Origin of the sequence: Neobacillus dielmonensis (assembly GCF_000612665.1) — a bacterium.
In the GTDB taxonomy this organism is placed as follows: Bacteria; Bacillota; Bacilli; order Bacillales; family Cytobacillaceae; genus Neobacillus; species Neobacillus dielmonensis.
The window spans coordinates 74,821-101,513 of sequence record NZ_HG942079.1 but is presented as its reverse complement, the minus strand read 5'-3'; the positions used below and the strand labels follow the sequence as shown (position 1 = coordinate 101,513).

Annotated in this window: 17 protein-coding genes; 5 read left to right on the top strand and 12 right to left on the bottom strand. The window is 42.0% G+C overall.

The genetic code is table 11. The features are described from left to right. Positions 1-277: 277 nt before the first annotated feature. From BN2425_RS19165 to BN2425_RS19145, 5 genes are all read right to left on the bottom strand, one after another. Positions 278-3,517 (bottom strand): hypothetical protein, encoded by a 3,240-nt coding sequence (locus tag BN2425_RS19165; protein ID WP_042462849.1) that lies wholly within the window; start codon positions 3,515-3,517, stop codon positions 278-280. Continuing rightward, positions 3,514-4,926 (bottom strand): glycosyltransferase family 2 protein, encoded by a 1,413-nt coding sequence (locus tag BN2425_RS19160; RefSeq protein ID WP_042462845.1) that lies wholly within the window; start codon positions 4,924-4,926, stop codon positions 3,514-3,516. The genes BN2425_RS19165 and BN2425_RS19160 overlap by 4 nt, the downstream gene beginning before the upstream one ends. A 3-nt stretch (positions 4,927-4,929) precedes the next feature. Next, the gene (locus BN2425_RS19155) at positions 4,930-5,967 is read right to left on the bottom strand and encodes a HEAT repeat domain-containing protein (RefSeq protein ID WP_042462843.1); all 1,038 of its coding nucleotides are present in this window, start codon (positions 5,965-5,967) and stop codon (positions 4,930-4,932) included. Continuing rightward, positions 5,968-6,834, bottom strand: a complete 867-nt coding sequence (locus BN2425_RS19150; protein ID WP_042462840.1) for a response regulator — start codon at positions 6,832-6,834, stop codon at positions 5,968-5,970. A gap of 281 nt (positions 6,835-7,115) precedes the next feature. Further along, positions 7,116-8,036: a reverse transcriptase-like protein gene (locus tag BN2425_RS19145; protein ID WP_042462838.1), complete on the bottom strand. Its 921-nt coding sequence runs from the start codon at positions 8,034-8,036 to the stop codon at positions 7,116-7,118. A gap of 231 nt (positions 8,037-8,267) precedes the next feature. Between BN2425_RS19145 and BN2425_RS19140 the strand changes: the two genes are divergently transcribed. Further along, positions 8,268-8,951: a YjjG family noncanonical pyrimidine nucleotidase gene (locus BN2425_RS19140; RefSeq protein WP_042462835.1), complete on the top strand. Its 684-nt coding sequence runs from the start codon at positions 8,268-8,270 to the stop codon at positions 8,949-8,951. A 148-nt stretch (positions 8,952-9,099) separates the two neighbouring features. On the opposite strand, the gene BN2425_RS19135 is transcribed toward BN2425_RS19140, so the two are convergent. The 7 genes from BN2425_RS19135 to BN2425_RS19105 form a co-directional block, all read right to left on the bottom strand. Next, positions 9,100-9,807 carry an ABC transporter ATP-binding protein gene (locus BN2425_RS19135; protein WP_042462872.1) on the bottom strand — a complete coding sequence of 236 codons (708 nt, stop codon included), beginning with the start codon at positions 9,805-9,807 and terminating at the stop codon, positions 9,100-9,102. After that, positions 9,800-10,579, bottom strand: coding sequence for an ABC transporter ATP-binding protein (locus BN2425_RS19130; protein WP_042462832.1), 780 nt, complete (start codon positions 10,577-10,579; stop codon positions 9,800-9,802). The genes BN2425_RS19135 and BN2425_RS19130 overlap by 8 nt, the downstream gene beginning before the upstream one ends. Position 10,580: 1 nt before the next feature. Then, positions 10,581-11,516, bottom strand: a complete 936-nt coding sequence (locus tag BN2425_RS19125) for a branched-chain amino acid ABC transporter permease (protein ID WP_195891971.1) — start codon at positions 11,514-11,516, stop codon at positions 10,581-10,583. Positions 11,517-11,525: 9 nt separating this feature from the next. Next, on the bottom strand, positions 11,526-12,404 hold the full coding sequence (locus tag BN2425_RS19120) for a branched-chain amino acid ABC transporter permease (RefSeq protein WP_042462828.1): 879 nt from the start codon (positions 12,402-12,404) through the stop codon (positions 11,526-11,528). Positions 12,405-12,486: 82 nt separating this feature from the next. Beyond that, a complete protein-coding gene (locus tag BN2425_RS19115; RefSeq protein ID WP_042462825.1) occupies positions 12,487-13,662 on the bottom strand; it encodes an ABC transporter substrate-binding protein in 1,176 nt (391 codons plus the stop codon). Between the two features lie 368 nt (positions 13,663-14,030). After that, positions 14,031-15,860, bottom strand: a complete 1,830-nt coding sequence (locus tag BN2425_RS19110; RefSeq protein WP_052352970.1) for a bifunctional diguanylate cyclase/phosphohydrolase — start codon at positions 15,858-15,860, stop codon at positions 14,031-14,033. Positions 15,861-16,052: 192 nt separating this feature from the next. Next, positions 16,053-16,619 (bottom strand): DUF5317 domain-containing protein, encoded by a 567-nt coding sequence (locus BN2425_RS19105; RefSeq protein ID WP_042462823.1) that lies wholly within the window; start codon positions 16,617-16,619, stop codon positions 16,053-16,055. Positions 16,620-16,985: 366 nt separating this feature from the next. Between BN2425_RS19105 and BN2425_RS19100 the strand changes: the two genes are divergently transcribed. The 4 genes from BN2425_RS19100 to BN2425_RS19085 are packed head-to-tail and all read left to right on the top strand — an operon-like array spanning position 16,986 to position 26,027. Beyond that, positions 16,986-17,756 carry a PP2C family protein-serine/threonine phosphatase gene (locus tag BN2425_RS19100; protein WP_042462820.1) on the top strand — a complete coding sequence of 257 codons (771 nt, stop codon included), beginning with the start codon at positions 16,986-16,988 and terminating at the stop codon, positions 17,754-17,756. A 16-nt stretch (positions 17,757-17,772) separates the two neighbouring features. Then, the gene (locus BN2425_RS19095) at positions 17,773-19,461 is read left to right on the top strand and encodes a serine/threonine protein kinase (protein ID WP_042462817.1); all 1,689 of its coding nucleotides are present in this window, start codon (positions 17,773-17,775) and stop codon (positions 19,459-19,461) included. A gap of 12 nt (positions 19,462-19,473) precedes the next feature. After that, positions 19,474-20,016, top strand: coding sequence for a hypothetical protein (locus tag BN2425_RS19090; RefSeq protein ID WP_042462815.1), 543 nt, complete (start codon positions 19,474-19,476; stop codon positions 20,014-20,016). A 35-nt stretch (positions 20,017-20,051) separates the two neighbouring features. Continuing rightward, positions 20,052-26,027, top strand: coding sequence for an InlB B-repeat-containing protein (locus BN2425_RS19085; RefSeq protein WP_052352969.1), 5,976 nt, complete (start codon positions 20,052-20,054; stop codon positions 26,025-26,027). Positions 26,028-26,693: the final 666 nt, after the last annotated feature.

Below are 26,693 nucleotides of genomic sequence, written 5' to 3'. Positions count from 1 at the left end.
AGAGGCTGTCTACGTTACCCATTTCTAGTTTTTTCAATGCATACGGTCACGTAGAGGTTGTCTACGTTACCCATTTCTAGTTTTTTCAATGCATACGGTCACGTAGAGGCTGTCTACGTTACCCATTTCTAGTTTTTTCAATGCATACGGTCACGTAGAGGCTGTCTACGTTACCCATTTCTAGTTTTTTCAATGCATACGGTCACGTAGGGAGTTACTGTCAGGTAACCCAGGTCTATCAATTCCCTTGTAGCGACACGTCCCCCTGGCTTCGCCACTATTTCAGTTTTGTCGTTCGATAGGTCTCCCTAATCAAATCATAAGATTTCTTTAACCGTTCATAATAGACGGGTTGATCCCATTTTTTTAATTTATACAAGAAGGCGTCACTATCCTCGAGTTGTCCTCCGTTTAATTTTGGGAGAGTTTGTTGGACCTTTCCTTGGTCTGTCGTTACAACCGCTACACGGATTCCATCGGCCTCCATGCTGCGCTCCAATCCGGTTTTCCAGAGGTCACTCATGATTTCATTTTGACTCGGATCTTTAAAGTTCAACAGCTGCCAAGGAATTCTTCCCTCAATGACGTGGTGATCGCTGCTGATACTGATATCCGTTAACGAATCGAAATCGTTGCTATCGGGGTCTGCGCTGCCGAATTTTAACACACCGGTTTCGTAATCTTGAAACGGGATAACTGTGTTTGACGACGGAATCGTTATAGTTTTATTGAGCGCCAGCCGGATGGGGTGAAATACCCCGTTGTCTTTTTGTCGGGCATATGGCTGTTTCTCGATCATGTTTAACAGCTCAGCGTATTGATAATAGAAAGGATCGTAATAACTATCCACCATGATCCTAGAGTTCTTTGGTCCCGTTAGATTAATTAAAAAATCAATTCCAAAGTTGGTTTGGACTTTTGACTCGTCGGATAGGGAAATCGAAGTTTGACCTTGATTTTTAATCGTATCAAGCAGGATATACGTGCCTTGTTTGGTGAAATCCACCGGCTGATTATACTTCAAAAGAAAATATAAATAACCACTATTAGAGGATACCCGGACCTCATGTAGAGCATTATTTTTGTCTTTTGATAGGTAACTATTTTTAACACCCGCTACATCCCAATCCTTGCTTTCGCCATCAACGATAATCTCCGTTTCGGCACTTCCTGGTTCGAAGCCGAGCAGCCCAAAATGCTGTTCATTGGTCTGCGGGTTATTCCAATACGGCCGGCGGTCAGGATTATCATAGTCCATCGTGTTCCACGTCCGTTTAAACCACTCATCCTGCCAGGTAAACACAAGCCCGCCAGCATAGCCTTCTGAAACAATCGATTGAAATAAATTGCTATCGATTTGGCCCTGTTCTTCCTCGGAGTGGAAGCCTTGATTCATACCGTAAGCATTTTTATGAGTCAATCCTCTAGATGAAGGAACGCCGAATTCTGCTACTAAAACCGGCATCTGATGGGCACGAATCAAATCATTCAAATATCCTGCGTAGTTATTTTTATTATCATCCTGATCCAGATAATTGAGGTATTTTTCCTCGTAGTTAAGAAAATCAGGATAATACGGATAAATGTGATAGGAAGCAAACAGTCCGGCGTGAAATGCATCAGATGCATGGATATGGTTCGGATCAACCGACACCATATCTTCTGTTTCCAGCGGTTCATCAGGATGAGTCAATAAATCGGTAGTTAACCAGTTGGTAAAACTCATTGTATGCTGCCAATGGTACCTACTTGTTTCATAGTCCGCCGCATAATCCAGTAGGCCGGCAAGCCAGATTTCAAACGGGGAGGCATCCTCTGTATGAAAATAGGTACCATTAAACTGGGCAGTGCCTCCATGCAGTTGATTGGTATTCAACACCATGGAAGGATCCCACTCTGTCCCGATAATCATACCAATAACATACTTCGATATATCGTATGAATACTTACCTGAAGCATGTCCCGGACGGGCAGGGAGATCGGCATTGCCATGAATGATATCAATCATATTTTTGATTTCCAGTTTGGCGTCATCCATGTTGACCTGGGCGAAAGCATCCTGGGTTGCAATCAGATTTTCCTCATTAACCCACGTACCATGAAATAAATATAATGGTTGATCGGCTGTTTGATTATACTCATAAAACGCTTCGTAAAATTGCGGCGGATGGAGAGTATAAACCCGGATGGCATTGGCGTTCATCTTGCCAATCTCTTGGAACCACCGAAAATATTCGTCTTTGGTAATCGCGGTTTCACCCGGATAATATCCCGGCTTTCCAATCCCCATATTTACGCCTTTAATGAGAAAGTCCTGCCATTTCCCGTCTTTTTGAATCTGAATATAAGAGTCATCTGTTTTACTGTTTGTCTTCAAGCCAGCAATAGTGGTTACTTCCACTTGTTCTTTGTCGTTCACATGGTGCAAGCCATTAGCAAGGAGGTCTTTCATCATCGGGACATAGGTTTTCCAGTAAAAAGAGTCAGCCGTTGCAAAAGTCTTTTTCCAAACATCCAACCCCTTTGTCTGGTAGATTCCCGGCACCTCGGATTCATCTGCATAATCACCAGCAAAATAATAGGAAGAATATTTGCTATTCTGGTGATAAATCACCGCCGGAAATTCAGCCGGAATCCCATAGCTGTTTAATTCCTTTTTAGCAGAATTTGAGACAGGGAGCTTGTATTCAGCTAATACTTCCTTTTCATCGCGGGGATTGATGATATCAAACCAATATTGATAGGTGCCTTCCAATTTATTGCTAAAGTGGTTTTTCCCTGTTTTGGTTAATTGAAACAGAAGCCCATTGTCATGTATATCATTACCGCTGATGACCACGATGTAATTATTTTTACTGACAAAAACAAAACCATCCCCTGTAAAAGACCACTTCTTGTTTTGTTCCTCATAATGCTGCTTTACCCACTCAGGTACCTCGGTGCTGCTGAGGTCGGCAAAATATCGGCCAATCCACCCCGACCAATCAACATTGAGCAAATTGGAAATCTTATTTTTGGCCGTATCGGAAGTGGGGCTGGCAAATGTATTAAACTCGGCAATTAAGGTTTTTCCCTTTGTCTGAAGCAGTGCCTTTTGGAGCCGGTCTACTTCCGAAGCCTTTAATCCTCCATAGATCTTGGAAGATTTTTTTCCGGCAGCATTTTCTCCGTAAAACTCTTCCTCATAGACCCCATATTGGTCGGTTAAATAATAGACATCGTATGATTTTAAGTTTTTGGGTAGGGGAGTGACGGTGTAATTTTCCCCATCCTTTGGCTCGAATCCTTTATAGTCAACAGCACTGGAATACGGTAGCCCGCCATTATGGGTATACTTTGAATGGTTTAAAACCCAGACTAATCCTTTGTGTTCCCGGTAGGACTGATTTGGAACGGTTTTATCCATGATTAACACGTTCAATTCTTTTGAACCTTGAAGAAACCAAAGCCAAAAGGGACTAGTCAGCAGCAAAACGAAAGCAATTGCATAAATCAATAAATAGGTTGGTCTCTTCATTCGGATACACCTTTTCTTGTCATTTCTCCCCAGCTGGTATCCCCTTTCAGCATTTGCCAAACTCCTTCACAGCGCCAAAAGACGGTTAACGGCCGGTACCAAATCGTCTCGGTTAAAGAGTACAAAAATAACTTAATAATATCGGAAACCTTTGGGTACTTAGTCAAACTCCATTCTTCCAATAAAACGGCGGCCATCGAAAAAATAGAGCCATATAAGCAGGAGAGAAGGAACAATAGGATGGAAAATTCCAGATATACTCCTCCGAGAAAGAGGCAGAGAATCATAAATACATAACCTGCTGCTTCCACAATTGGTCCGAAAAACTCGACAATCCAAAAATAAGGGAAGGAGATGAGACCAATCGAACCGTATTTGGGGTTGAAGGTAAGCTTTCGGTGATGCCATAAGCTTTCGAACAGCCCGCGATGCCAGCGTCTTCTTTGTCTGCGTAAAAATTTTATATCTTCGGGGACCTCTGTCCAGCAAACAGGGTCAGGAACATAGACAATTTTCTTCTTTTGGCCGGTTTCTTTTAACAAGCGGTGAATTCTGACTACCAATTCCATGTCTTCTCCAACTGTATCAACACGGTAACCTCCAGCGGCAATGACCCACGATTTAGAGAAAACTCCAAAGGCACCAGATATAATGAGCAGCAAATTATGCCGGCTTAAACCAATTCTCCCCATTAAAAACGCCCGCAAATATTCAATAATTTGCATGACGACCATGGGTTTATCCGATAAGCCCACTGATAGAACATGGCCGTTTTGGATTTGACAACCATTGGCAATCCGAACGCTGCCGCCTGAAGCAATTACTTCCTCATTAGAATCAATAATCGGTTTCATGACCTTTAAAAAAGCATCTTGTTCAAGGACGGAGTCGCCGTCAAGGGAACAAAAATAAGGAAAGTGGGAAAAGTTGAGGCCCACATTCAAGGCATCTGCCTTTCCGCCATTCTCTTTATCAATTAAGAACAGATTTGGCAGCACCTCTGATTGGTAGATGTGTTTAATTGGTTTTGTCTCCACCTGAATTCGCACGGCTTTTTTTATTTCTTTCATTTGATATTGAGCCAGCATTTTTTCTAATGTGCCGTCAGTCGAACCATCATTTACAACAATGATTTCGAAGGTAGGATAATTGATGCTTAATAACGACCGGACACTTTGAATGATTCCAGCCTCTTCGTTATAGGCAGGAACAATAATCGATACCGGTTTAGTATAAAATTCATCCAGATAATCTTCATAGGCTAGTACTCTATCCAATTTGTAATCCTTTCGAAGCTGCAAAAAAGAAATTAACATAATGACGGAGTAAAACACGATAACAACAGCCATGTAGATGGCAATAAACCAAACAAAAATGGTTGTCACATTTCCCCAAATAAAATTGACCATGATTTAAACTCCTTTATAAAGCCATTCCCAAGCCATATCTTTAGCAAAGGGATCAGAGGATTCGTCCAGGACGGCTTGTAATATTTCTTTGCCATTGGCAAATTGAGCAATCGCTTGCCCCGCCTGTGACCGAACCCACCAAGATTGGTCATGTAATAATTCAATCAATCTTGGAATGGCCGGTGCTTCCCTTAATGAACCCATCAGTTTTGCTGCCATCATGCGTTCCTCCCATTTTTGCGAGTAAAGAAACTGTAAATAGGGGGCGGCATCCTCAACATACCCTATTTCCGCTAATGCTTTTATGGCTCTTAACCTAACTTCTCCTTGATAGGAAGCAAAGATGTTTTCTACAAAAGTAAGATAGGATACTTCTTTTCTTATTGATATGACATCCAAGATGGCTTTTTTTAACGGTGTGTGAGATTTGTGGAAATGCAGGAGCAATTGATCAAATTGCTTAGCATTAACGTGAACAAGGATATTGCGCAGGTCCAATTCTGACAGTTGGACAAATTCCCCCGTTAGCAAAGCAAACAAATCGGGGTGCTGGGCCAGGGCCAGAATCCTTAAAGCGTGCAAAAGCTCTTCATGGGAAATTCTCCTTCTGCCGGCTAACCGGCGGACCTCCTCCGCCAGCTGAATCATCTGAAAGTCTTCAATATGGTAGAGCGTATTCATTCTTGTGCTCCATTTCTTGCTCATCAGCTGTTTTTGGTACCGATCCGTTAAATACATAGAAGCTAGTTGGAATAGTCGTTCTTTTTCTTCTTTCCCTTCTAACACCTTGGCGTAACGGCTAAGGAGTTCTTCAATCGCTTTAAATTGAAGAGGTGTTTCGGGAGTCAGCTCTCTTGATAAAAGTCCTTCTGAAAGCATCGAGAAAATCAATGGGTTATATTTTTCTTTATAGGATTCAATCGATTTCCTTTTCCTGATATCCACTGATTTTCGGACCGTTAAATAAGATAAAAGAAGAACTAGCATGCTGAAAATGGAAACGGATAAAACAGCAAGGAGTAAGAGCTCATTGTCTATCATTTATTTCATCCTCTTCACTAAACGCTCGATTCTTGCTTGCAGCTCTCTTATGCTGAAAGGCTTTGTCATATAGTCATCGGCACCGAGTTTTAGTGCTTTTTCAATATCTGCTTCACTTTTTCTGCCAGTTAACATGAGAATGTATAAGTTTTCATCCATATACAGCTTTCTTACCTTTTGAAGTATTTCCATCCCGTCCATGACGGGCATTATGCCGTCAAGAATTAAAAAGTGCTGGCCTGGTTTCTCTAGTCGTTTGGAATCGAAAAATTGAATGCCGTTATCAAATGCTTCCAGCTGTAATTCGTAAAAACCCGCATCCATTGTATTTAAAACTTTCATAAGCATGGTACGAATAATCGCATCATCATCGATTATCGATACGTACAGCGGCTTTTTCACTTGTACGGTGAGTTCTTGACGAGGTGCTGGTTTCGAAAATTGGTCAAATAATTTCTTTCGGCTTAACAAACGTTCAATTCGAACGATCATTTCTTCTAAATCGAGTGGTTTTTCAAAAACATCATCGGCGCCTAAACGATAAGCTTGTAATCTTGTTTCTCTGTTTTTATTTAAACTAATGACCACTACCGGTACATAACTTTGTTTGTGGTGATTTTGTATGGCGCTAAGGGCCTGAAATCCATGGCCGCCTTGCGATAGGGGCTCTATAATGATGACACAGTCAGGTTTCCACTCAAGGTGTTGCGAGGCAGCTTTTTCAGGGTCGGTATTGGTAACGACCATCCAGCCTTTTTTCTCAAGTGCTTCTTTTAAAAAAATCAGTGTGGAGATATCTTCGTCAATGATTTGAATCATGGGTATATTCTCTTCACGCTCTATATTTTTATAATGGTTGATGTCCATTAGGCGGTCCTCCCCCAGAGCTGCATGGTTTCTGCATAAATTGCCACTTTATCACAATTTATAATATGACTTTAGATTAGTTTATTATGTTCAAATAATAAATACAATCGTTACCTAAAAAAAACAAAAGGGGATAGGCCAAAGGGGACAGTTCCCATTTCAGTAAATAGAAAATACGAGAAAAAAGGCACAACGAGTAATATAGCTCGTTGTGCCTATAGAGGTTTTTTATTTATTTTGCCTGAACGAGGGAGTAAAAGCAGCTGTTAAGAAATCACGATTCAGCCAAATTCTAAGTTTTCTAAAATAGCTTTTTTATAGGCTCTGCTTAGATCATGGGCTTTTTTGTATAGGGAATTTTGATTTCCTTTATCCATTTGGCCGACAAATTTAATCGTTACTTTGCCACGTAACTCTCCCCATAACTCAGTAAGTTCGGTCATAACGGGCTTTACGGTTTCTTCGAATGTTTTTATTTCGAAGGTTATTCCTTTGCACCAGGACTCTTGGTCGGTGATGACGACTGCCTTGGTGAAGTTGTTATCCTTGATTAGTTTTAAGGCTTCCAGTAAAGCCAGGTATTCGCATATAATCGGTTTGGTTGTTTTCATATTCCACACATTGGAACGCCCGGTTGCGATATCCCTATTCTCAATCAACACCAATCCTGTACCTGCTTGGTGTTTGTTAAAATTGTATGACCCGTCCATGATAATAAACGGAACCTCTTTCGGGATACTCCTGCAAAGCGGCATCAAAAACTTCTTCTTTGAACTTCTTGTTTGGGGTTGTTTTGCATGGATTTGTGAACCTCGCCGGTAAAAATCTAAGATATCCTGGATATGATAGAAATTTTTTTCTCCGACTTTTGCAAAAGGCATTCCTTTTTTTAAAAGGGCAGCTAAATTCTCCTTCTTGATCCGCAGCGTTTCTAGGATCACTTCCTGAGTAACATATTCTTGTAATGTCCTGCCTTTTTTATCGATAAATTCTTTCTCTAACCGTTCCTGTGAGGGCCGATAGGTTTTCAGCCACTGAACGACCTCGGTCTCCAAAAAACGGTATTCGTTGCCAATCATATAATGAGGCATTCCATCGGCAAGGCAAGCGTTCATTTCGGTTTTGGTCAGCTTTGTTTTTTCCCTCAACTCTGCCTTTAAAAGTAAGGCAATAGGAGGACTCGGGTGGGTCGTTTTATTCAAGGGTCTCACCTGCATCATCAAAGGGTTGTAAGCTGTTCACACAGCCCATACAATAACTCTATTATAATATTTTACCAATATTTTGCTCTTTATGTTAATACTTACTAGAAATATTAAGAGGAGACTAGAAAATATTAAATCTTGACCCTCCTAGGTAATTGGCGTACCCTAAAAAATGTTAGTAATTTAGCAGTCTGGCAGATCCGAAAAGACCGAAGAGGTGGATGACTTTTGAAAAAATATAAAACTCTATTATTTGATGTGGATAATACATTGTTAGATTTTAGTGCAGCGGAAAGGGAAGCATTGAAATCTCTTTTTGAAGAGCAAAAGATAGCATTAACTTCTGAGATGGAACAGCGTTATCTGGAGATCAATCAAGGTCTATGGAAGTCGTTTGAAGAAGGAAAAATTGACCGAGATGAAGTAGTGAATACTCGGTTTTCCCTTTTATTTAAGGAGCATGGCAAAGAGGTGGATGGAGTATTCCTGGAAAAAAGATATCGAACCTATCTGGACCAAGGCCATCAGTTAGTGGAAGGTGCTCTTGAGTTAGCAGCCAGCCTGCAAAACGAGTATGACCTCTATATCGTGACAAACGGGGTCGCCACAACTCAAGATAAACGCCTCCGAGCTTCTGGTCTATACCCGCTTTTCAAGGATATTTTCGTATCGGAGACAGTCGGCTTTCAAAAGCCAATGAAACAATACTTTGACTTCGTCTTCGCCAAAATTCCAAATATCACATTAGAGAAAACAATTATCATCGGCGACACCCTAAACTCAGACATAAAAGGTGGTTACCTAGCCGGAATCGACACCTGCTGGTACAACCCAGAACAAAAAACCAACCAAACAGACATCAAACCAACCTATGAAATCCAAAACCTTAAAGAACTTTACAACATATTATAAGGGGACAGACTCACTGCATTAATGCGTTACTAGAGCGGGGGCCTGTCCCCCAATGCGTTAATGTTTTAACATGGCGAGGGACAGGCCCCCGGTGCATTAACGCTTTACCATGGTGGGGGCCTGTCCCTAATTTTAGACTTTATTTAGTTTATGCTCCGCCGAGGTAGGCTTTTTTGATGTCTTCGCTGGCTTGGAGTTCGGCGGCGGTGCCGTTTAGGCCGATGCGGCCAGTTTCGATGACGTAGGCGCGGTCGGCGACGGATAGGGCCATGTTGGCGTTTTGTTCGACAAGTAGGACCGTGGTGCCTGCTTTGTTGATTTGTTCAATAATATTGAAAATCTGCTTTACCATGAGTGGGGCTAGTCCCATGGAGGGCTCGTCCAACAGCAGAAGCTTTGGTTTGGCCATGATGGCGCGGCCCATGGCGAGCATTTGCTGCTCACCGCCAGATAACGTTCCGGATAACTGCTTGCGGCGCTCCAGCAGCCTTGGAAACAACTCATATACCTTCGCCAAATCCTCACGAATCTCACGTGAGTTTTTTCTTGTAAAGGCTCCTAATTCGAGATTTTCCTCTACTGACATGTTTGAAAAAACGCGGCGCCCCTCTGGCACGTGGGAGATGCCTGCCTTTACAATCGCTTGCGGCACTTTGCCTGAAACCACTTTCCCCATATATTCAATGGTACCCGTTTTTGGCTTCAGCAGCCCGGACAAGGTTTTGAGCAGCGTACTTTTGCCAGCGCCGTTTGCCCCAATCAGTGTCACAATTTCACCTTCCTTGACCTCTAATGAAACTCCTTTTAGCGCCTGAATATTCCCGTAAAACACATTGATATCGTTCACTTTAAGCATGATCACTCGCAACCTCCTCACCTAAGTACGCTTCAATTACCTTCGGATTGCTTCGAATCGCTTCAGGTGTCCCTTCCGCAATTAGCTGTCCATGGTCTAATACATAAATCCGTTCGCAAATCCCCATGACTAACTGCATATCGTGTTCAATCAACAAGATGGTCAATCCAAATTGCTTTCTGATAAACGCAATTAACTCCATTAAGTCGTGCGTTTCCTGCGGGTTCATTCCGGCCGCCGGTTCGTCCAGCAGCAATAATTTCGGACCAGCTGCTAGCGCACGAGCAATTTCTAATCTTCTTTGCTGGCCGTAAGGGAGATTTTTTGCCAATTCGTCCTTATACTGGTCCAATCCAAAAATTTCTAAAAACTCGAGCGACTTTTCCTCCATGATTTTTTCTTCAGAAAAATGTCGAGGAAGGCGGAGGATCGAGCTTAAAATCGAATTCTTCGCTAAAGAATGGTAAGCGACCTTTACATTATCTAATACCGTTAACTCACCGAACAACCGAATGTTCTGGAATGTCCGGCTGATGCCCGAGCGGGTAACCTGATAAGGAGCTAGTCCGTTTAGACGTTTTCCGTTAAAAATAATATCGCCTTCCGACGGGGTATACACACCCGTTAACAGGTTGAAGCTAGTAGTTTTCCCAGCGCCATTAGGCCCAATCAAACCGACCAGCTCTCCTTCGCGAATTTCCATATTAAAACCGGAAACAGCCTTCAATCCGCCAAACGTGATTCCGGCGTTTTTAACTTCTAATAGCGCCATTCTAGTTACCCCCTTTCGCGGTACTGCGCTTAAATAAATCGGTGATTTCACGAGTGCCCATCAGTCCTTGAGGACGATATAGCATTACGACAATCAACACGACACTATAAATAATCATTCGGGTTTCTGGGAACTCACCCAAGAACGTAGAAATAACCGTCAATAACACGGCACTAATCACAGCGCCGGATAAGCTGCCAAGGCCGCCAAGTACTACAAAGATTAAAATATCGAATGACTTCAAGAAGCCGAAGTTGGTTGGCTGAATAATATAGAAGTTATGAGAATACAATCCGCCAGCAATACCGGCAAAAAATGATCCTAAAGCAAACGCGGCAACTTTATAAAATGTCGTGTTGATGCCCATGGCGTCTGCAGCAATTTCATTTTCGCGAATCGCGATGCAGGCGCGCCCATGTCGCGAATTGGTAAAGTTTGAAATCACTAGAACGGTAATGAACAGGCATACAAATGCCGACGTCCAAGTTGTCAGGTGCGAAACCTGCATTCCGGAGGCACCGCCCACATAATCAATATTCAAAAAAGTAATCCGGATAATTTCCGCAAACCCAAGAGTGGCGATTGCCAAATAATCACCCCGCAGGCGCAATGTCGGAATCCCGACAACAAGGCCTGCCAGTGTAGCTACCACTCCGCCTACAATGAGTGCCACGAAAAACGGCATTTCCCATTGCATGGTCACAATCGCTGATACATAGGCACCAACTGCAAGGAAACCAGCATGTCCAATTGAAAACTGGCCGGTAATCCCGATGACCAAATGGAGGCTGACCGCGAGAATCACATTGATTGTTATTGAAATAATCATATTACTATAGAAGGGATTCAACATGCCTGTCTGAATGAGGTATTGAATGACCCCGTAAACAACAAGTGACAGTACTAGAAACAACAAGAACTGTTTGGCTTTTTTCATGAGAATCACCTACACTTTCTCTCTTGTATTTTTTCCAAAGATACCGGATGGTTTAAAAATCAGGATTAAAATCAAAATCAGGAAGGCCGCTGCGTCTCTCCATAACGAAAAGCCCATGGCACTGACGATTGATTCCACGACACCGAGGATAATGCCCCCGACCATGGCGCCTGGTATGCTGCCAATGCCTCCCAAAACAGCTGCGACGAATGCTTTTAATCCAGGGATGACACCCATGAGAGGATCAATTTTTGTATAGTAAATACCGAATATCACCCCGGCGGCTCCGGCTAATGCAGAACCGATTGCAAACGTAAACGAAATGGTCTGGTCCACGTTAATGCCCATTAACCGGGCAGCTTCCATATCATGGGACACGGCACGCATCGCCTTACCCATTTTCGTGCGTTGAACAATAAATTGCAAAATAATCATAAGTACCACGGACACCAATAAAATGAGCAGAGCCTGGCTGTTGATGTGGGCGCCGAACAAATTGATGGAGCTGCTTGGAAGAACCCCAGCTGGGTAGGCTTCTGGCTGCGCCCCGCGAACATAAATGGTTCCGTATTCAATGAACAGTGACATTCCGATGGCTGTAATCAGGGCTGCAATTCTCGTAGCATTCCGAAGCCGTTTGTAGGCAATTCGTTCAATTAAAACTCCAAATACGGCACAGAAAGCCATGGATAATATGAGTGCCGGGAAGAAGCCCAATCCCCATCCCTTAATCGCATAAAACCCGACGAACGCACCGACCATAAACACGTCACCGTGCGCGAAGTTAATCAGTTTAATGATTCCATATACCATGGTGTAGCCTAATGCGATTAAGGCATAGATGCTGCCGAGTGAAATTCCATTGATTAGCTGCTGTAACCACTCCATGCGTTATTTCTCCTTTTTTGGGATAATTTTTTAAAAAGTAAAATGGAAGGAAAATCCCCTTCCATTTTACCGGTGCTAGATTTTAAGGATTTACTTTAGTGTTAAATACTTGTTTGCCGTCCTTGTACTCCAGAACAGTCGCTGTTTTAACTGGATGGTGATTTTTATCAATAGTTAAAGCTCCAGTAATAAGTGCCAAATCTTTTGTTTCTTCTAATGCTTTCTGAATTTTGCTAGAATCTGTGCTTCCTGCACGTTTGATGGCATCTGCCAAGAAATAAACCGTATCATAACCTAGTGCGTTGAATGCGTTTGGCGCCTCGCCGCCGCTTGCTTCTTTAAAGGCTGTGACAAACTTTTGCACTTTCTCATCTGGGTCTTCCGATGAATAGTGGTTAATAATGTAAGTATTATTTAAGGCATCGGCTCCGGCTAATTCTACTAGTTTTGGAGAATCCCAGCCGTCGGCACCAACTAATGGTACGTCAATTCCTAATTCACGAGCTTGTTTGACGATTAAGCCGACTTCTTCATAATACCCTGGTATAAAGATGAACGATGGATGTTTTGCCTTGATGCGGGTCAAGGTTGCACGGAAGTCGGTATCCTTGCCAACGTAAGCTTCCTGGGAAACGATTTTGCCGCCAGCTTTTTCAAACGTTTTCTTGAATGAATCGGATAAGCCCTTAGCATAATCGCTCGAACTGTCCGCGAAAATTGCTGCATCTTTCACTTTTAAGTTGTCCAAAGCAAAGTTGGCAGCAACTGTACCTTGGAATGGGTCAATGAAAGATGTCCTGAACACGTAGGGGCGTACTTTGCCTTTTTCGTCCACTGTAACCGTTGGGCTTGTACCGCCAGGGGCGATGAGCACGGTTTTTGTATCGTTTGCCACTTGTGCCTGGGCAACTGTATTTCCGCTCGTTGCCGCACCGATGACTGCATTCACTTTATCTTGGCTAGTTAATTTAATGATTCCGTTTGTGGCCTCTGAGGCATCTGATTTATTGTCGACTTTTACGATTTCGATTTTTTTGCCATCAACGCCGCCGTCTTTGTTGATCTCTTTAACGGCCATTTCAATTCCTTTATCCATGGATTCACCGTAAGAAGCCACGTTACCGGAAAGCTCCAGGTTTACTCCAAGTTTAATTTTGTCTGAGTTGCCGCCGCTTCCTGCTGATTGGCTGGTTCCACAGCCTGCAAGGATACCGGCAGACAAAGCAGATGCCATAAGTACCATAGTCCATTTCTTCATATTATTGTTCCCCCTATAGAAGTTTTTTAATTTTTCTGACATGAGTAGTCAAATAATAGTATCGACCAAAAGAACTAGTAAATTAGTTAACAATTAGTATATTAAAACAATTTTTAATATTCGTCCAGTATATTATTTTAATATTTCAGAAACTTTTAATATTTCTTTGGATGACAACGTTTCCATGAGCAAAATCAACAATTTCATTAACATGCAATAATATTAATACTATACAGAAATGGGAAAGGGATCCATCTCTTTAATACGTTACCAAGGTGGGGGACAGGCCCCCACCGGAGTAATGCGTTACCAGGGTACACATAAAAAGCCGCCTTTAGGTTGTGGGCGGCTGTCTTTGGAACAGTTTCTCATGTTACAAGAACTTTGTCTGTGATTTCAGCAGTGTCTTGTTGTTTGACCATGTTGATGAATGGTTCAATGAATTGTGGGTCGAATTGTTTTCCCGAGCATTGGCGCAGTTCGACGAATGCTTCTTGGAAGGTTTTGGTTTGCTGGTAGGGACGTTCGGTCGTCATGGCATCGAACGAGTCAATGACGCAGAGTATCCGAGCCAGTTTTGGAATGGATTTTCCTTTTAGGCCGTAAGGGTAACCGTGGCCGTCATAGCGTTCATGGTGAAGTTCCACTAATGGAATTAAGTCTTCCAATTTCTTATTGGTAGAAATAATTTCTTTTCCCCATGTTACGTGTTTTTTTATCATTTCCCATTCTTCAGGTTCAAGTTTCCCTTTTTTATTCAAAATATCCCGCGGGACTTCTATTTTTCCGATATCATGGATCAGTGCGCCAAGAATGATTGTTTTACGTTCATGTTCATTTAACTTGAGAGTCCGTGAAAAATTAACAGCATATTGATAAACGCGCTTGCTATGTCGGTACGTATAGACATCTTTGGAGAGGAAAATTTTTAATTGATACTCCAGTTCTTCCAAATCCTTTTCAAGGGAAAGTGAATGGAGGAGCGAATAATCGGATTGTCCATTATATATTTGCACTAGGTTTTTTCCTTGGTTTTTAGCAGCATACATTGCTTGGTCAGCTTTATTAAGTAGTTCGGAAATACTGTAAGTAGCTTTTTCACATTCAGCAATACCTGACGAAAAGGACAAACATCCGTATGGGAGGCGTTCTACCCCTTTATAGTAGGTGTCGTTAACCTTTTTTCGGAAATCATTTATAAACGAATAAGCAGTATGCCGGTTTGTGTTAGGCATAATGATGGAAAATTCTTCTCCGCCGTAGCGGGCGACAATAAAATTTGCTGCTTCTGCTTCTGATTTTAAAAGTGTACCAAATTCCTGAAGAAGATGGTCTCCCTGAATATGTCCATATAAATCATTGTATTTTTTAAAATCATCAATATCGAGAATGACAACACTTAATGGCTGGTCGTTATCCTTTGCATCATTAACCAGTTTTTCGAGTAGTTCCTTAAAGTATCCATGGTTATTAAGGCCGGTAAGAAAGTCTTTATTGGCTTTTTCAGATACTTCTTTAAAGAGGCGGAAATGCTGTTTAAATGCTAATGATAATAAAAAGGCAATGCAGGTGAAAAGAATTAGACCAAAAATGCTGTCTGTCCTCATTAGAACGGCCAGCACCAATGACAACAAGAGTGTACCTATATAAGTGGCGATTGTTTCTTTAAACAGGTCGAGAAAAAAGTTGAGTAAGTTTTCCGTGATAGATAATATAAAGTAAATTCCGACAAGCACTAGGTTCAAGGCAAAATAAGTTCCAAATGACAATAAATACGGAATTAGGTTTTCAATATGAATATAACCAATCAGACCGCCAGTAACACTAAAAATATTGTAGGAACCAATAATCATCAACGAATATACAGAGAAGTTAAACAGGTGTTTCCACCAAACAACTTTTCGCTGGAATATTGCAAAAATAATAGAATGTATAATTAACACAAGTAAAGTGAAATTTAAACCAAACAAAAAAAGACTCGCTAAATAGATAGAAGAATCCATGGAAAGGGAATTACCCTTAGGGGGGAGAAGGATAGTGTAGTAATTCAGCAACAATATGGATCCGGCAACAGCAAAAATGGTTATCCAATCCATTCTGGTATACGTTGGGATCTTGATTAAAAAAGAAAATAACAGAATACCTAGGGCGGAAACTAAGCATAAATAGGTATTGGCCGGTGTTTTGAATATGCGCATATTTATCACTCTCAAAATAATAATTTAAGGAGAAGTAATAAGTTACTTCCCCTATCATTCTACTGCTTTTTTAAACTAATTTAAATCCAGAAGTTAGAGCTATGATAACAGAACCGATAATCACTGCATTGTAAAGAATGCTGGTTAATTTGATGCCGTTTTTTTGATCCTTTTTCATCTTGATCACCTCCTTTAAAGAGATGGAGCGGTAGTGTCCACTTTTTTATGAACCATCAGGGACTGGATGAAAAAGAAGATTCCAATGTTCATGACAATATCGCCGATGCTGATAATTTGAGTACGCGGATATGGATCGGTGATGGGAATCACATCACCCAAAAATCCGAGATGGGTAGAAGACGTCAGCAGAGCATGTTTTGCGTACAAGCTATCTTTTAAAGCTTCAATATAGCCTGGATCTAGAACTGCAGCCGCCTGCTCTGAAACGGGCATTCTCCCCCCATTAACCGCCATAGCTAAGAAGTTTAATAATACTCCAGTAAAAATAAACCAAAAACCGCGGTTATGACGATTCATAAATAAAAATAGCAACCCTAGAACATATACGAGCATATAAATAGAACCACTTATGTCTCCAAGAAATTTGTTGTCATTCTGAAAGGAAAAAACGGCTAATTCAATAGCCAGCAACAGTGGAAAGATCCATCCCCATTTTAAATTCAATTGTGCTAGACCCCATAAATTCCCTTTTCTGAGAAAACCGACAATAAAAGAAATGACAATTCCATCAAATACCATACTATAACCTGCCTATGTGATATCACGCCAAAATTCCAAAAATTCAATTCAAAAACAATATTCCTAAAATAATATAAATAAAATATTTGTCGAAATCAAGTGAAGACTTTGTGTTATTAGGACAGTTTGTTTTTTAATCGATAAAATAGTCCTATGACATTACCTTAAATTGGCAATTAACTGTTATTTTTAGGTATTCCTATATATCGACACTGTTAAACAAACTGAGGTAAAATGGGAAATAATTGGATGAAATAGGATAATAGATTTATAGTTTTCATGCTTATTAATACTATCATCACGTTTTTAATGAAGAAAACCCAAAGGTTCTAAGATACATACATAGCAGAGTAAAGAAGGTTCAATATGAAAGTATTAACAGCTGCACATACCGATATTGGAACGAAAAAGCCAACCAATCAAGACAGCTACTGCATCAAGATTGCAGAGACATCTCTTGGAACGGTAGTTTTAGCTGTCATTTGCGACGGCATGGGGGGGCTTGCCAAAGGGGAAGTCGCAAGTGCCAGTGTCATCAATCGATTCTCCGAATGGTTCGAACAAGAATTTCCGACACAAATCGCCCAATACCAATTCGAAGAAATTCAGTCCAGCTGGGAGCAAATCATTCAGGAACAAAACGTAAGGATTGCAGCATATGGGCAAAAAGTTGGAATCCAGCTTGGAACCACCCTTACAGCGCTGCTTCTGATCGAATCAAAGCCCATGCTGATTGCCCACGTCGGAGATACCAGGGTTTACCGAATTGATAACGATAAACTGGAAGTCTTAACCGAAGACCAGACAGTAGTAGGTCGAGAGGTTAGGAGAGGCACGTTAACACCAGAACAGGCAAGGTTTGATCCTAGAAAAAATGTTCTTCTGCAATGTATCGGTGCTTCGAGAATAGTGGAACCCGTATTTTTATCTGGGAACCCTTCACCCGGTCAAGTATTCATGCTTTGTTCGGATGGTTTCCGCAACATGATTACTGGGGAAGAGATTCATCAAGCGTTCGCTCCGGAATCCTTAATGGATGAAGCTGTGATGGCAGAGAAAGCAAAGGCATTGATAGAACTTAATAAGCAAAGACAGGAAACGGATAATATCACGGTCATGCTTATTAAAATCTTGTAAGGATGGGGAACACACATTGGCTGCAATAGGTTCTGTAATAGAAGGAAAATATGAAATACTGAAGCTGATTGGAAAGGGCGGCATGTCCAAGGTCTATCTGGCCATGGACAAACGCCTGAACAAACAGTGGGCCGTCAAAGAAATCGAAAAACGGGCCCGAGATAAAAACAACGAAGTCGTGATTCAGAGTGCCATCGCCGAAGCGAACATGATCAAGAAGCTCGACCATCCTGCCTTGCCGCGTATCGTTGACATATTAGATAAGGAAGACGTTATTTATGTCATTATGGATTACATCGAAGGCGAGCCGCTCAGCAAGATTTTGGACGAGTATGGTGCCCAATCGCAGGAACAGGTGATTGAATGGGCAAAACAGCTCTGCCAAGTACTCGATTACTTACATACCAACAATCCTCCTATCATCTACCGGGATATGAAACCGGCCAACGTCATGCTGAAGCCAGACGGCAACTTGAAACTAATAGACTTTGGGATTGCTAGAGAATACAAACAAGAAAATCTTGCAGATACCGTCAATCTAGGAACCAAGGGCTATGCGGCACCTGAGCAATTTGGCGGCAAAGGCCAAACCGACCCCAGAACAGATGTGTATTGTCTCGGTGTCACCCTTTACCACCTTGTAACAGGTAAAAACCCTAGCGAGCCTCCTTACGAGATTTATCCGATCCGGCATTGGAATCCACAATTATCGGGCGGTCTGGAAAAAATCATTCAGAAATGCACCCAGCTGAATCCAGATGACCGATACCAGTCCTGTGCCGAGCTTCTCTATGCGCTCGACCACTACGAAGAAGCGGATGATGCGTATCGGGCAAAGCAAAAGGCAAAACTCCGAAATTTTAGTATTCTAGCCGGTGCAGCCCTGCTTAGCCTGGCGGTTGGAATTACTGGACAAGCGATGAGTACAAAAGAGAACAATGACAATTACGACCATAATATCCAATTAGCTAAAACAGCAACGGCTGATGCCAATAAAATGGACTATTATCTTAAAGCCATTGATATCAAGCCATCGGAGAATGAAGCCTATATCGGTTTGCTTGATACATTTAAAAACGACGCTGCTTTTTCCATTGAGGAAGAAGAGCAATTTACGAAAAAAATTAATGCGCATCTGATGGAGCTGCGTAAAAATCCTGATTATGCCGACCTGGCTTTTGAAGTGGGCAAAGTCTATTGGTATTACTACGACTATGGGAAAACAGCGGATAGCGATAATCAGATTACGAGAATGAAAAGCTCTGTCCAATGGTTTGAGGATGCCACCAAGTATGGTTCCAAGGATCGCAATTATTATGAAATGGCGATGATCTATCGGGATATTGGTAAATTCAATCAGGATATTACCCTGCAAATCGAAGAAGCATCTGATAAGGGGAGATACGGTCCTTACTGGAAAAATATAAAACATTTAATCAAACTGGTGGATCAGAACCCCGACGAGAGCGAAATTGTCAAACTCGAACTCTACAAGTTGACGATGTATTCAGTTGAAACCTATGCGAGAAAGTTTAAATCCGATGGTGTCAAAGAAACTGACCTGCGTTCCATTGTAGAGTCAGTCAAGCAAAGCACCAATAAAATAGAAAAAACCTCAGATAAAGTTGAAACCATTAAAAATGAAGTCATCAATCGCTTTGAAGTAACAGAAACGGCCATTGATAATGCCTATAAAAAGGACTAGGGAGGATTCGTTATGGATGCAACAGCTTGGCTCTCCGTCTCCATTATCGGGTACTCCCTTGCCGGAGTACTATTTGCAGTGACCATCTTTCTTTTTATAAAAATGAATATACCGGCCCTGATTGGCGAATTGACCGGGAGAACGGCAGCCAAACAAATTCAGGAGATTCGGGAACATAACCATTCAGGCAGCAAGCGTCCCACTAGCCCGTTTGACCGCCTGTCACGGGCACGGTCTGGGAGACTCGGGAGGACAGGTTCCGCAAAGCTGGGCACGGCTCAACCAGGAAGTTTGCCTAACGAGGTCAAGCCTATACCGGCAACTGTTTTATTGGGAGGTGAGGCCACAGAATTGCTGGCCGAAAATACTGAGCTTCTACAAGTAGCAGCCACGCAAGAACTCGTGGATGAAACAGTGCTCTTAAAAGAAAGTATCGAAGAAACCACCCTGTTAAATGAAACTGCTTTACTAGATGAAGCAGAGGAGCAGGTTCCGGAGGTTGCTTTCAAAATTGTTAAAGATATCAAGGTTACCCATACAAGTGAAACCATTTGATAAATAGTTTTAAGAAATAACAAGGGGTGTGAGGAATGTTTAAAAAGAGGAAAGCAAAGCTCCCTCGTGTTTTGGCAGTGTTACTGGCAATCATGCTTGTTGTCTACAACTTGCCTGTCGGAAAGTTTGCATTAGCGATCACAACTGACAATCCGCAAGTTGTAAATGAACAACAACCAGCTGGCACTGAAGAACAAAATCCAAGTACAGAGGAACCAAATGCCGGTACGGAGGAACAGACCAATCCAATACCGGATCCTGAGCCGGCACCAGAGAATGAACCAGCAGCACATCAAGTTACGGTTTACAGTATTGGTGAAGGCAGTGGGAAAGTCAGTATTAATGGTACTGATTATCACAAACGACCTGTAACTGTCGATGAAGGACAAGTAGATATCAGTATTGAACCAAGCCAGGGTTCTGAAATCAAGTCGATTAAAATTGGTGATGCAGAACTCAAAACTGTCCCAAATGAAAATAAGGATGGTTACACAGAAACTATTGCAAACCTGACTGAAGATACCACTATTGTCATTGAGTTTGGAGTAAAAACCAATTCGATTACATTTGATTCCTATCAAAATGGTGTCATTACGAATAACGAGGATGGCAAAATTATGCTATCCGGTGAGCCAGTCAATATAACCTATGGCTCGGATTTTTCTTTTACGGTAACACCTGAACAAGGGTACCATGTGGACAGTATGAAAGTAGATGATACATTTATCAATCTTAAAGATGATATCAATCTCACTAAAAATCCGGATGGCAGTTATACGTACAGATTAAAAAATGTGACGGCGGCACATACGGTTAATGTTGCTTTTGCTGTCGACACCTTCGTTCTTACCTTTCAATACGACCGTCAGCAGGGCGAAGTAAAGAATGGTTCCAACGAAACGATTGACTCAGCAGGCGGTACCGTTATTGTCAATTATGGCTCAAAACCGTCCTTTAAGGTCATTCCGGTAGTGGGCTACCATATTAAGCGGATTACATTTGGGGATACCTTGATTACCTCTGAGGTGTCTCAGTCAAAGAAAGAATACGAGTTTTCGTCGCCTGATCCAGTAACACGGGACCAAAAAGTGGTGATTGAATTTGCGATTAATACCTACAACGTAACGGCAGTCGACCCCCAAAATGGTCAAATCACAATCGATAAGCCGGTTGTGGATTACAATGGCAATGCAACTGTTACTATTACTCCAGATTATGATTATCACTTAGAGCAATTATTAGTGGATGGTACAAAAGTTACTGACGGCATCACAGCGAATGATGCGGAAGGATCTTATACGTATGTGATTCCAGAAATTACTGCTGATAAAACAGTCGAGGCCAATTTTGTGAAAGATGAGCCTTTAGAAGGAAATTGGGAAGATTATGTGTCAATCACGGGATCTTTAGCCAAAGACGCGTATCATGAAGGCAATAAAGAAATTCGTATCTATTCAAGGGATTCAGCCGTTAGCATCACTCCTAAGGAAGGATCGGCCTACGATCTGATCAGCCTCCGATCATTTAGAGGATGGAAAACGGAATATACCCTTAAACAATCAGCAGCTATTGAAAAAATGAAGGTTAAGTCTTCAGGAAGCTGGGGAAGTAAACAAGTTCCCCTGCCCGATAATATTTATATCGTGTTTGATACAAAAAGTCCTGTCTTATCCAGCGTAAAATTAGATGGCCCAAATAAGGATATGGTGGATGGTTCGCAATGGTTTAGCGGCCCGGTTCAGGTTTCAGGAACCATTGACAATGGTAAAGAGGATTTTTACGATATCAGCTATTCTTCTGACATCGATAAAGTCTTCTACAGCAAGGTTGGGGAAGAGACCGTAACAGAAGCATCATATGATTCGAAGTCCAATCAATTTAAATTCACGGCTGATACTTCTGGCAGCTATAAAGTTTGGGCGGTTGATAAAGCAGGAAATCAATCGAGCAAAGTACCAGTCATGGTTAACATTGACAAGAACGCACCAACACTTGCAGACGGCAGATCTGTCAAAGTGGAACAAATTAATGATGATAAGCTATCTGAATTCTTGAATCACCTTACACTTGGTATGTTTTTTAATAAAGCCATCCAAGTCACAGTTAACGCCAAGGATGAAGCTTCAGGGGTTCAAAAAATCTCGTTACAAGCCATTTCAAAGAATTCAACAGATAAAAAGATTGAACCCAAATTAGTGGATGAATATTTCAGCAGGGATGCCAAAACAGCCCAAGCCGTATTTGTTATTGACGAAGAAAGCTTTGAAGGAACATTCTCTGTTGATGTCACGGACCGTGTCACTAATCACAAAACCTATGATGTAACAAAGGACAATATCGAACCTGCCGGCAACCCATTATTCATGATTGACCGTAAAAAGCCAACGGTGGAAATGAAGGTAAAGCCTGAAAAACAGGAAAATCCTTATGTAAAGGTTAATGAGTCTACAGGTGTGGTAACGGAATATTACAGTGATGATGTGAAGTTAGACATTAACGCAGCGGATGATGCCTCCGGCGTCAATACGGTAAAAATTGATCTAAACGGCAAGAATTACAAAACCTATCCTTTTTCTAAAGAGGCCAAGGAGCTTAAACCTGCGATTGAGGCAATTAATACCAACGATCTTACTGAAGAAGGAAGATTATATGATTTTACGGTAGATGTAAAAGACAACGCAGGGAATAGTTTAGAAGAGAAGGCACGAAAAACCATCTACATTGATGAAAATGCGCCAACCCTTGACGAAGCCGACGGGGATGCCGTTCATTTAGAAGTTGAAAACGATAGCACGATTGCCAAATTATTGAACTACCTTTCGTTTGGCACCTTCTTTAACAAGCAAATTAAAATAACCGTCAAGGTTAATGATGATGCTGCCGGCATTAAGGACCTTTCCTTGAAGGCTGTACCAGATGGGGAAACAGAAGCGCCGTCATTAGTCCAAACAAACCTCAAAAATAACGGATTAACGGCGGAAGCAGAGTATACGATGGATGCGGAATACTTCAAAGGTACCTTCTCTGTAGAAGTAACCGACAATGTTAACAACAAGAGTGCCGAACCGTATATGGTAACAAGCAGCAATTCGAACATTGCCTCAGAGACTAGCGGCGTGGTGATGATTGAGAAAACAAAGCCGGAGGCGGCCATTCACATTACTCCGAAAACGGGGATTACTCGTTATGTTGATGGAGACCAGAAAGAATTCTACAGCGGCGAAGTGAACTATGACGTGAATGCCGAAGATACCGACTCAGGTGTCAACACGGTCCATATCAACGTCAACGATCAGTTGATTGACGAGTATTATTTTGACAACGAAAAAGCAGCACAATTAAAACCAGACTTAACGGCCCGTGATACGGAGAAAACAAATCGAAAAGAAGACGGTTCCTATCAAATTTACACAGAAATCGTTGATAATGCTGGAAATGCGAATCAGGCCGAAAAAACGATCTATATTGATGAAACAAGCCCAGAAATTACCGATTTCGAGTTCTCTGGTGTAAACGCAACAGATAGTTTGAAACACACAGTCGAACAAACCGATTATGGTTTCTATTTTAAAAATCCAGTCCAAGTAACGGTAAAAGCAGAAGACCCTGAAAAAGACAACGACTTTGAAGCGACAAGTAAACTCAAAACAATGGTTGTCTACCTACAAGACTATGAAAATGGTAAGTATTATGCCGTTCTTGCTAATGGCACTTTACAGGAAGTTGACCCGTCACAACTAGGAAGCATGGAGGCGATTCCAACGGAGGGGATCGTAACGTTTACGGTTCCAGCTTCATTCAAGGGACAAATTTTTGCCAAAGCAACCGACCATGTTAACAATAGCAGCGATTTTGTAACACCGGATGGAACAGTAATTGAGGATGAAAAACAACACGCTAAAGAAAAGCACATTGAATTTGAAAAAGCTGAAACGACTTATACGGACAATAACAACTTAGACCTTTATAACCAAAATGTAGACGTAAAATTAACTGTTGCTGATACATATTCCGGTATCAGCGACATCCAATGGTCCGTTGTTGCTCCGTACGATACGGCCAACAATCAAACGGGACACATCATAATCAATAATGATAAAACCTATGCACCTGGCAGCACGGCTGAAGGCTGGGAGCAAACCAAAAATGATCAGAACTTAGTCACAGAAATGACGAAAACCCTTCATGTGACCAATAACAGTAATGAAATCAAGGTCAAAGTGAAGGTGACGGATAGGGCAGGTAACACTTCGGAAGAAGAGATGACATTCAGTATTGATAAGACGGCACCGACTATCGAAGTGACCTATGATAACAACTCAGCAGACTCTGAGAATCACGATTATTACAAAGCAGACCGTACAGCAACGATCGTGGTTACCGAGCGGAACTTCCGACCTCAGGATGTAGAGCATCTGATTACCAATACAGATGGTGCGATTCCGAATCTATCAGGCTGGTCAACAAAAGTGAACGCCGCTGACCCTGATCAAACGATCCATACAGCGACAATCCGATATACGGCTGATGGTGATTATACGTTCGATATCAAATATAAAGATAATGCGAACAACGGAGCGGCACCTTTTGCCCAGCAAAAGTTCACACTGGATAAGACCGTTCCAGTCATTAATGTTTCTTACAGTAATAACGCTGCTGCTAACGGCAACTATTACAAAGCAGCCAGAACGGCAACCATTACGATTAACGAGCACAATTTTGATACTAGCCGGATTAAAGTAACCGGCTCTGCTAGTGATGGCGGGGCGCAAGCGGCCTTCCCAGGTGTTAGCGGCTGGACAACACGGGGCGACGTACACACCGCCACCATCAATTATTCGGCTGATGGCAAGTACAGCTTTGATATTGATTATACGGATATGGCGGGCAACGTGGCCGCAGATTACAAAGCGGATGAATTCTTTGTCGACCAGACGGCACCCGAATTGACCATCACCGGCGTTGAGGACCAGTCTGCCAACAACGGAGATGTAGCGCCTGTCATTAGTTACGCTGACACAAACTTTAATAAAAATTCCGTATCCATTAGCCTAACCGGCGCCAATCGCGGCACCGTCAAGCTAGATGGAAGCCTGGCTGATACGCCAAATGGCCAAGTTTATGCCTTCAAAAACTTCGATAAGACAAAGGAAAATGATGACCTGTATACCTTAACCGCGACACTCGTGGACTTTGCAGGAAATACATCAACCCAAACGATCCGTTTCTCTGTTAATCGCTTCGGTTCTGTGTATGTCTTTGATGAAGCTTTGAAAAAAATTGAAGGCAAATACGTGAAGAATGAAACAGATGTCATCGTGACTGAAACAAATGTGGATAGCTTGAACCAAGATTCTATTAACGTAAAAATGACCAAGAATGGCACTCCAGCTGATTTGAAAAAGGGACCTGATTATTCTGTTTCCGAAACGGGTGGCAGTGGCAAGTGGAGCCAGTATACGTATGTAGTGAAAAAGGATCTGTTTGCTGGCGATGGCCGATACACAGTAGCATTGTACTCTGAGGATGCAGCCGGCAACATTAATGAAAACATTGATGAAACGAAAAAAGCTGAAATTTCCTTTGGTATTGACAAAACGGCACCGGTCATTGTTCCAGTTGATTTGGAAAACGGCGCGCAATATCCAGTGGAAACGAAGCCAGTCACCTTCACTGTCAAGGACAACCTCGTTCTAAATGAAACGGAAATTTATTTGAATGGTAAGAAGGTTGATCATAAGGCAGATGGAGAAAACTACACGATTGAAGTTCCGAGCGCGAATACCAAGCAGGAAGTAAAGATTGTTGCAGTGGATGCAGCCGGAAACGAGCTCGAAAAACGTGTTGATGACTTCCTCGTCTCGACTAACTTGTTTGTGCGCTGGTATAACAACACGCCACTATTTGCTGGTTCAATCGGCGGCGTCGGAGGATTAGCCATTGCAACAGCCGCGGTTATCATGTACAGAAAACAAAAGCGCAAAGATGAAGCGGATGTTGTAGAAGGCTAGAAAAAGACCGCCATCAAGCCGAAGCAGGAAGGGAAGGTTACCGGGGAATTGATAGCCAGTGACCAAAGAACAACCGTGATATCTATTTAATATGACCCCTTCTATATAGACCGGACAATAAAACATGACCTGGTTGTATATAGAAGGGGCTTTTTATTTAGGCTCTGTTAAACGATAATGTTGATTTTTTTAACGCTGTTGATTGGAGCGGAAGGCGCTCGACTCCTCGAAAATCCTCAATTATGCTATCGCATAATTTCGTGCGGAGAAAGTTCATGGATGCTTTCCTTGTGCTATCGCATTTTCTTCGTGCGTGGGCCGATTCGAGGATGAATTTCAGTGTCCTGCGGGAGTACGGAGCTGGGGAGAGACCCCGCAGGCGCTTTCATCGCCGAGGAGGCTCCCCGGCACGCCCGCGGTTCGCTGAGCGCCTGGAGCGGAAATCAATAGCCTAATTTAACAGAGCCTTTATTTTTAAAAAACCGGTTTTATCCAGAAAAAGTAACCATATCTGAAAAAAACCGCCTTTAGCAACATATGTATGTTGAAAAACTAGTCATATCAACCTATTAAACCAATCGCCATAATCTATTACAATGTCATAGTGAGTGGAAATTCCTAACATATCATTCGAAAAAAAGACTATTTTTACATAACTCTAAATCC

Excerpts from the sequence above, each read along its gene's own strand:
- BN2425_RS19160 (WP_042462845.1), bottom strand. The coding sequence starts at position 4,926 with ATGGTCAATTTTATTTGGGGAAATGTGACAACCATTTTTGTTTGGTTT.
- BN2425_RS19150 (WP_042462840.1), bottom strand. The coding sequence starts at position 6,834 with ATGGACATCAACCATTATAAAAATATAGAGCGTGAAGAGAATATACCC.
- BN2425_RS19110 (WP_052352970.1), bottom strand. The coding sequence starts at position 15,860 with ATGCGCATATTCAAAACACCGGCCAATACCTATTTATGCTTAGTTTCC.
- BN2425_RS19120 (WP_042462828.1), bottom strand. The coding sequence starts at position 12,404 with ATGGAGTGGTTACAGCAGCTAATCAATGGAATTTCACTCGGCAGCATC.
- BN2425_RS19135 (WP_042462872.1), bottom strand. The coding sequence starts at position 9,807 with ATGCTTAAAGTGAACGATATCAATGTGTTTTACGGGAATATTCAGGCG.
- BN2425_RS19125 (WP_195891971.1), bottom strand. The coding sequence starts at position 11,516 with ATGAAAAAAGCCAAACAGTTCTTGTTGTTTCTAGTACTGTCACTTGTT.
- BN2425_RS19100 (WP_042462820.1), top strand. The coding sequence starts at position 16,986 with ATGAAAGTATTAACAGCTGCACATACCGATATTGGAACGAAAAAGCCA.
- BN2425_RS19090 (WP_042462815.1), top strand. The coding sequence starts at position 19,474 with ATGGATGCAACAGCTTGGCTCTCCGTCTCCATTATCGGGTACTCCCTT.
- BN2425_RS19115 (WP_042462825.1), bottom strand. The coding sequence starts at position 13,662 with ATGAAGAAATGGACTATGGTACTTATGGCATCTGCTTTGTCTGCCGGT.
- BN2425_RS19165 (WP_042462849.1), bottom strand. The coding sequence starts at position 3,517 with ATGAAGAGACCAACCTATTTATTGATTTATGCAATTGCTTTCGTTTTG.
- BN2425_RS19155 (WP_042462843.1), bottom strand. The coding sequence starts at position 5,967 with ATGATAGACAATGAGCTCTTACTCCTTGCTGTTTTATCCGTTTCCATT.
- BN2425_RS19130 (WP_042462832.1), bottom strand. The coding sequence starts at position 10,579 with ATGGCGCTATTAGAAGTTAAAAACGCCGGAATCACGTTTGGCGGATTG.
- BN2425_RS19085 (WP_052352969.1), top strand. The coding sequence starts at position 20,052 with ATGTTTAAAAAGAGGAAAGCAAAGCTCCCTCGTGTTTTGGCAGTGTTA.
- BN2425_RS19105 (WP_042462823.1), bottom strand. The coding sequence starts at position 16,619 with ATGGTATTTGATGGAATTGTCATTTCTTTTATTGTCGGTTTTCTCAGA.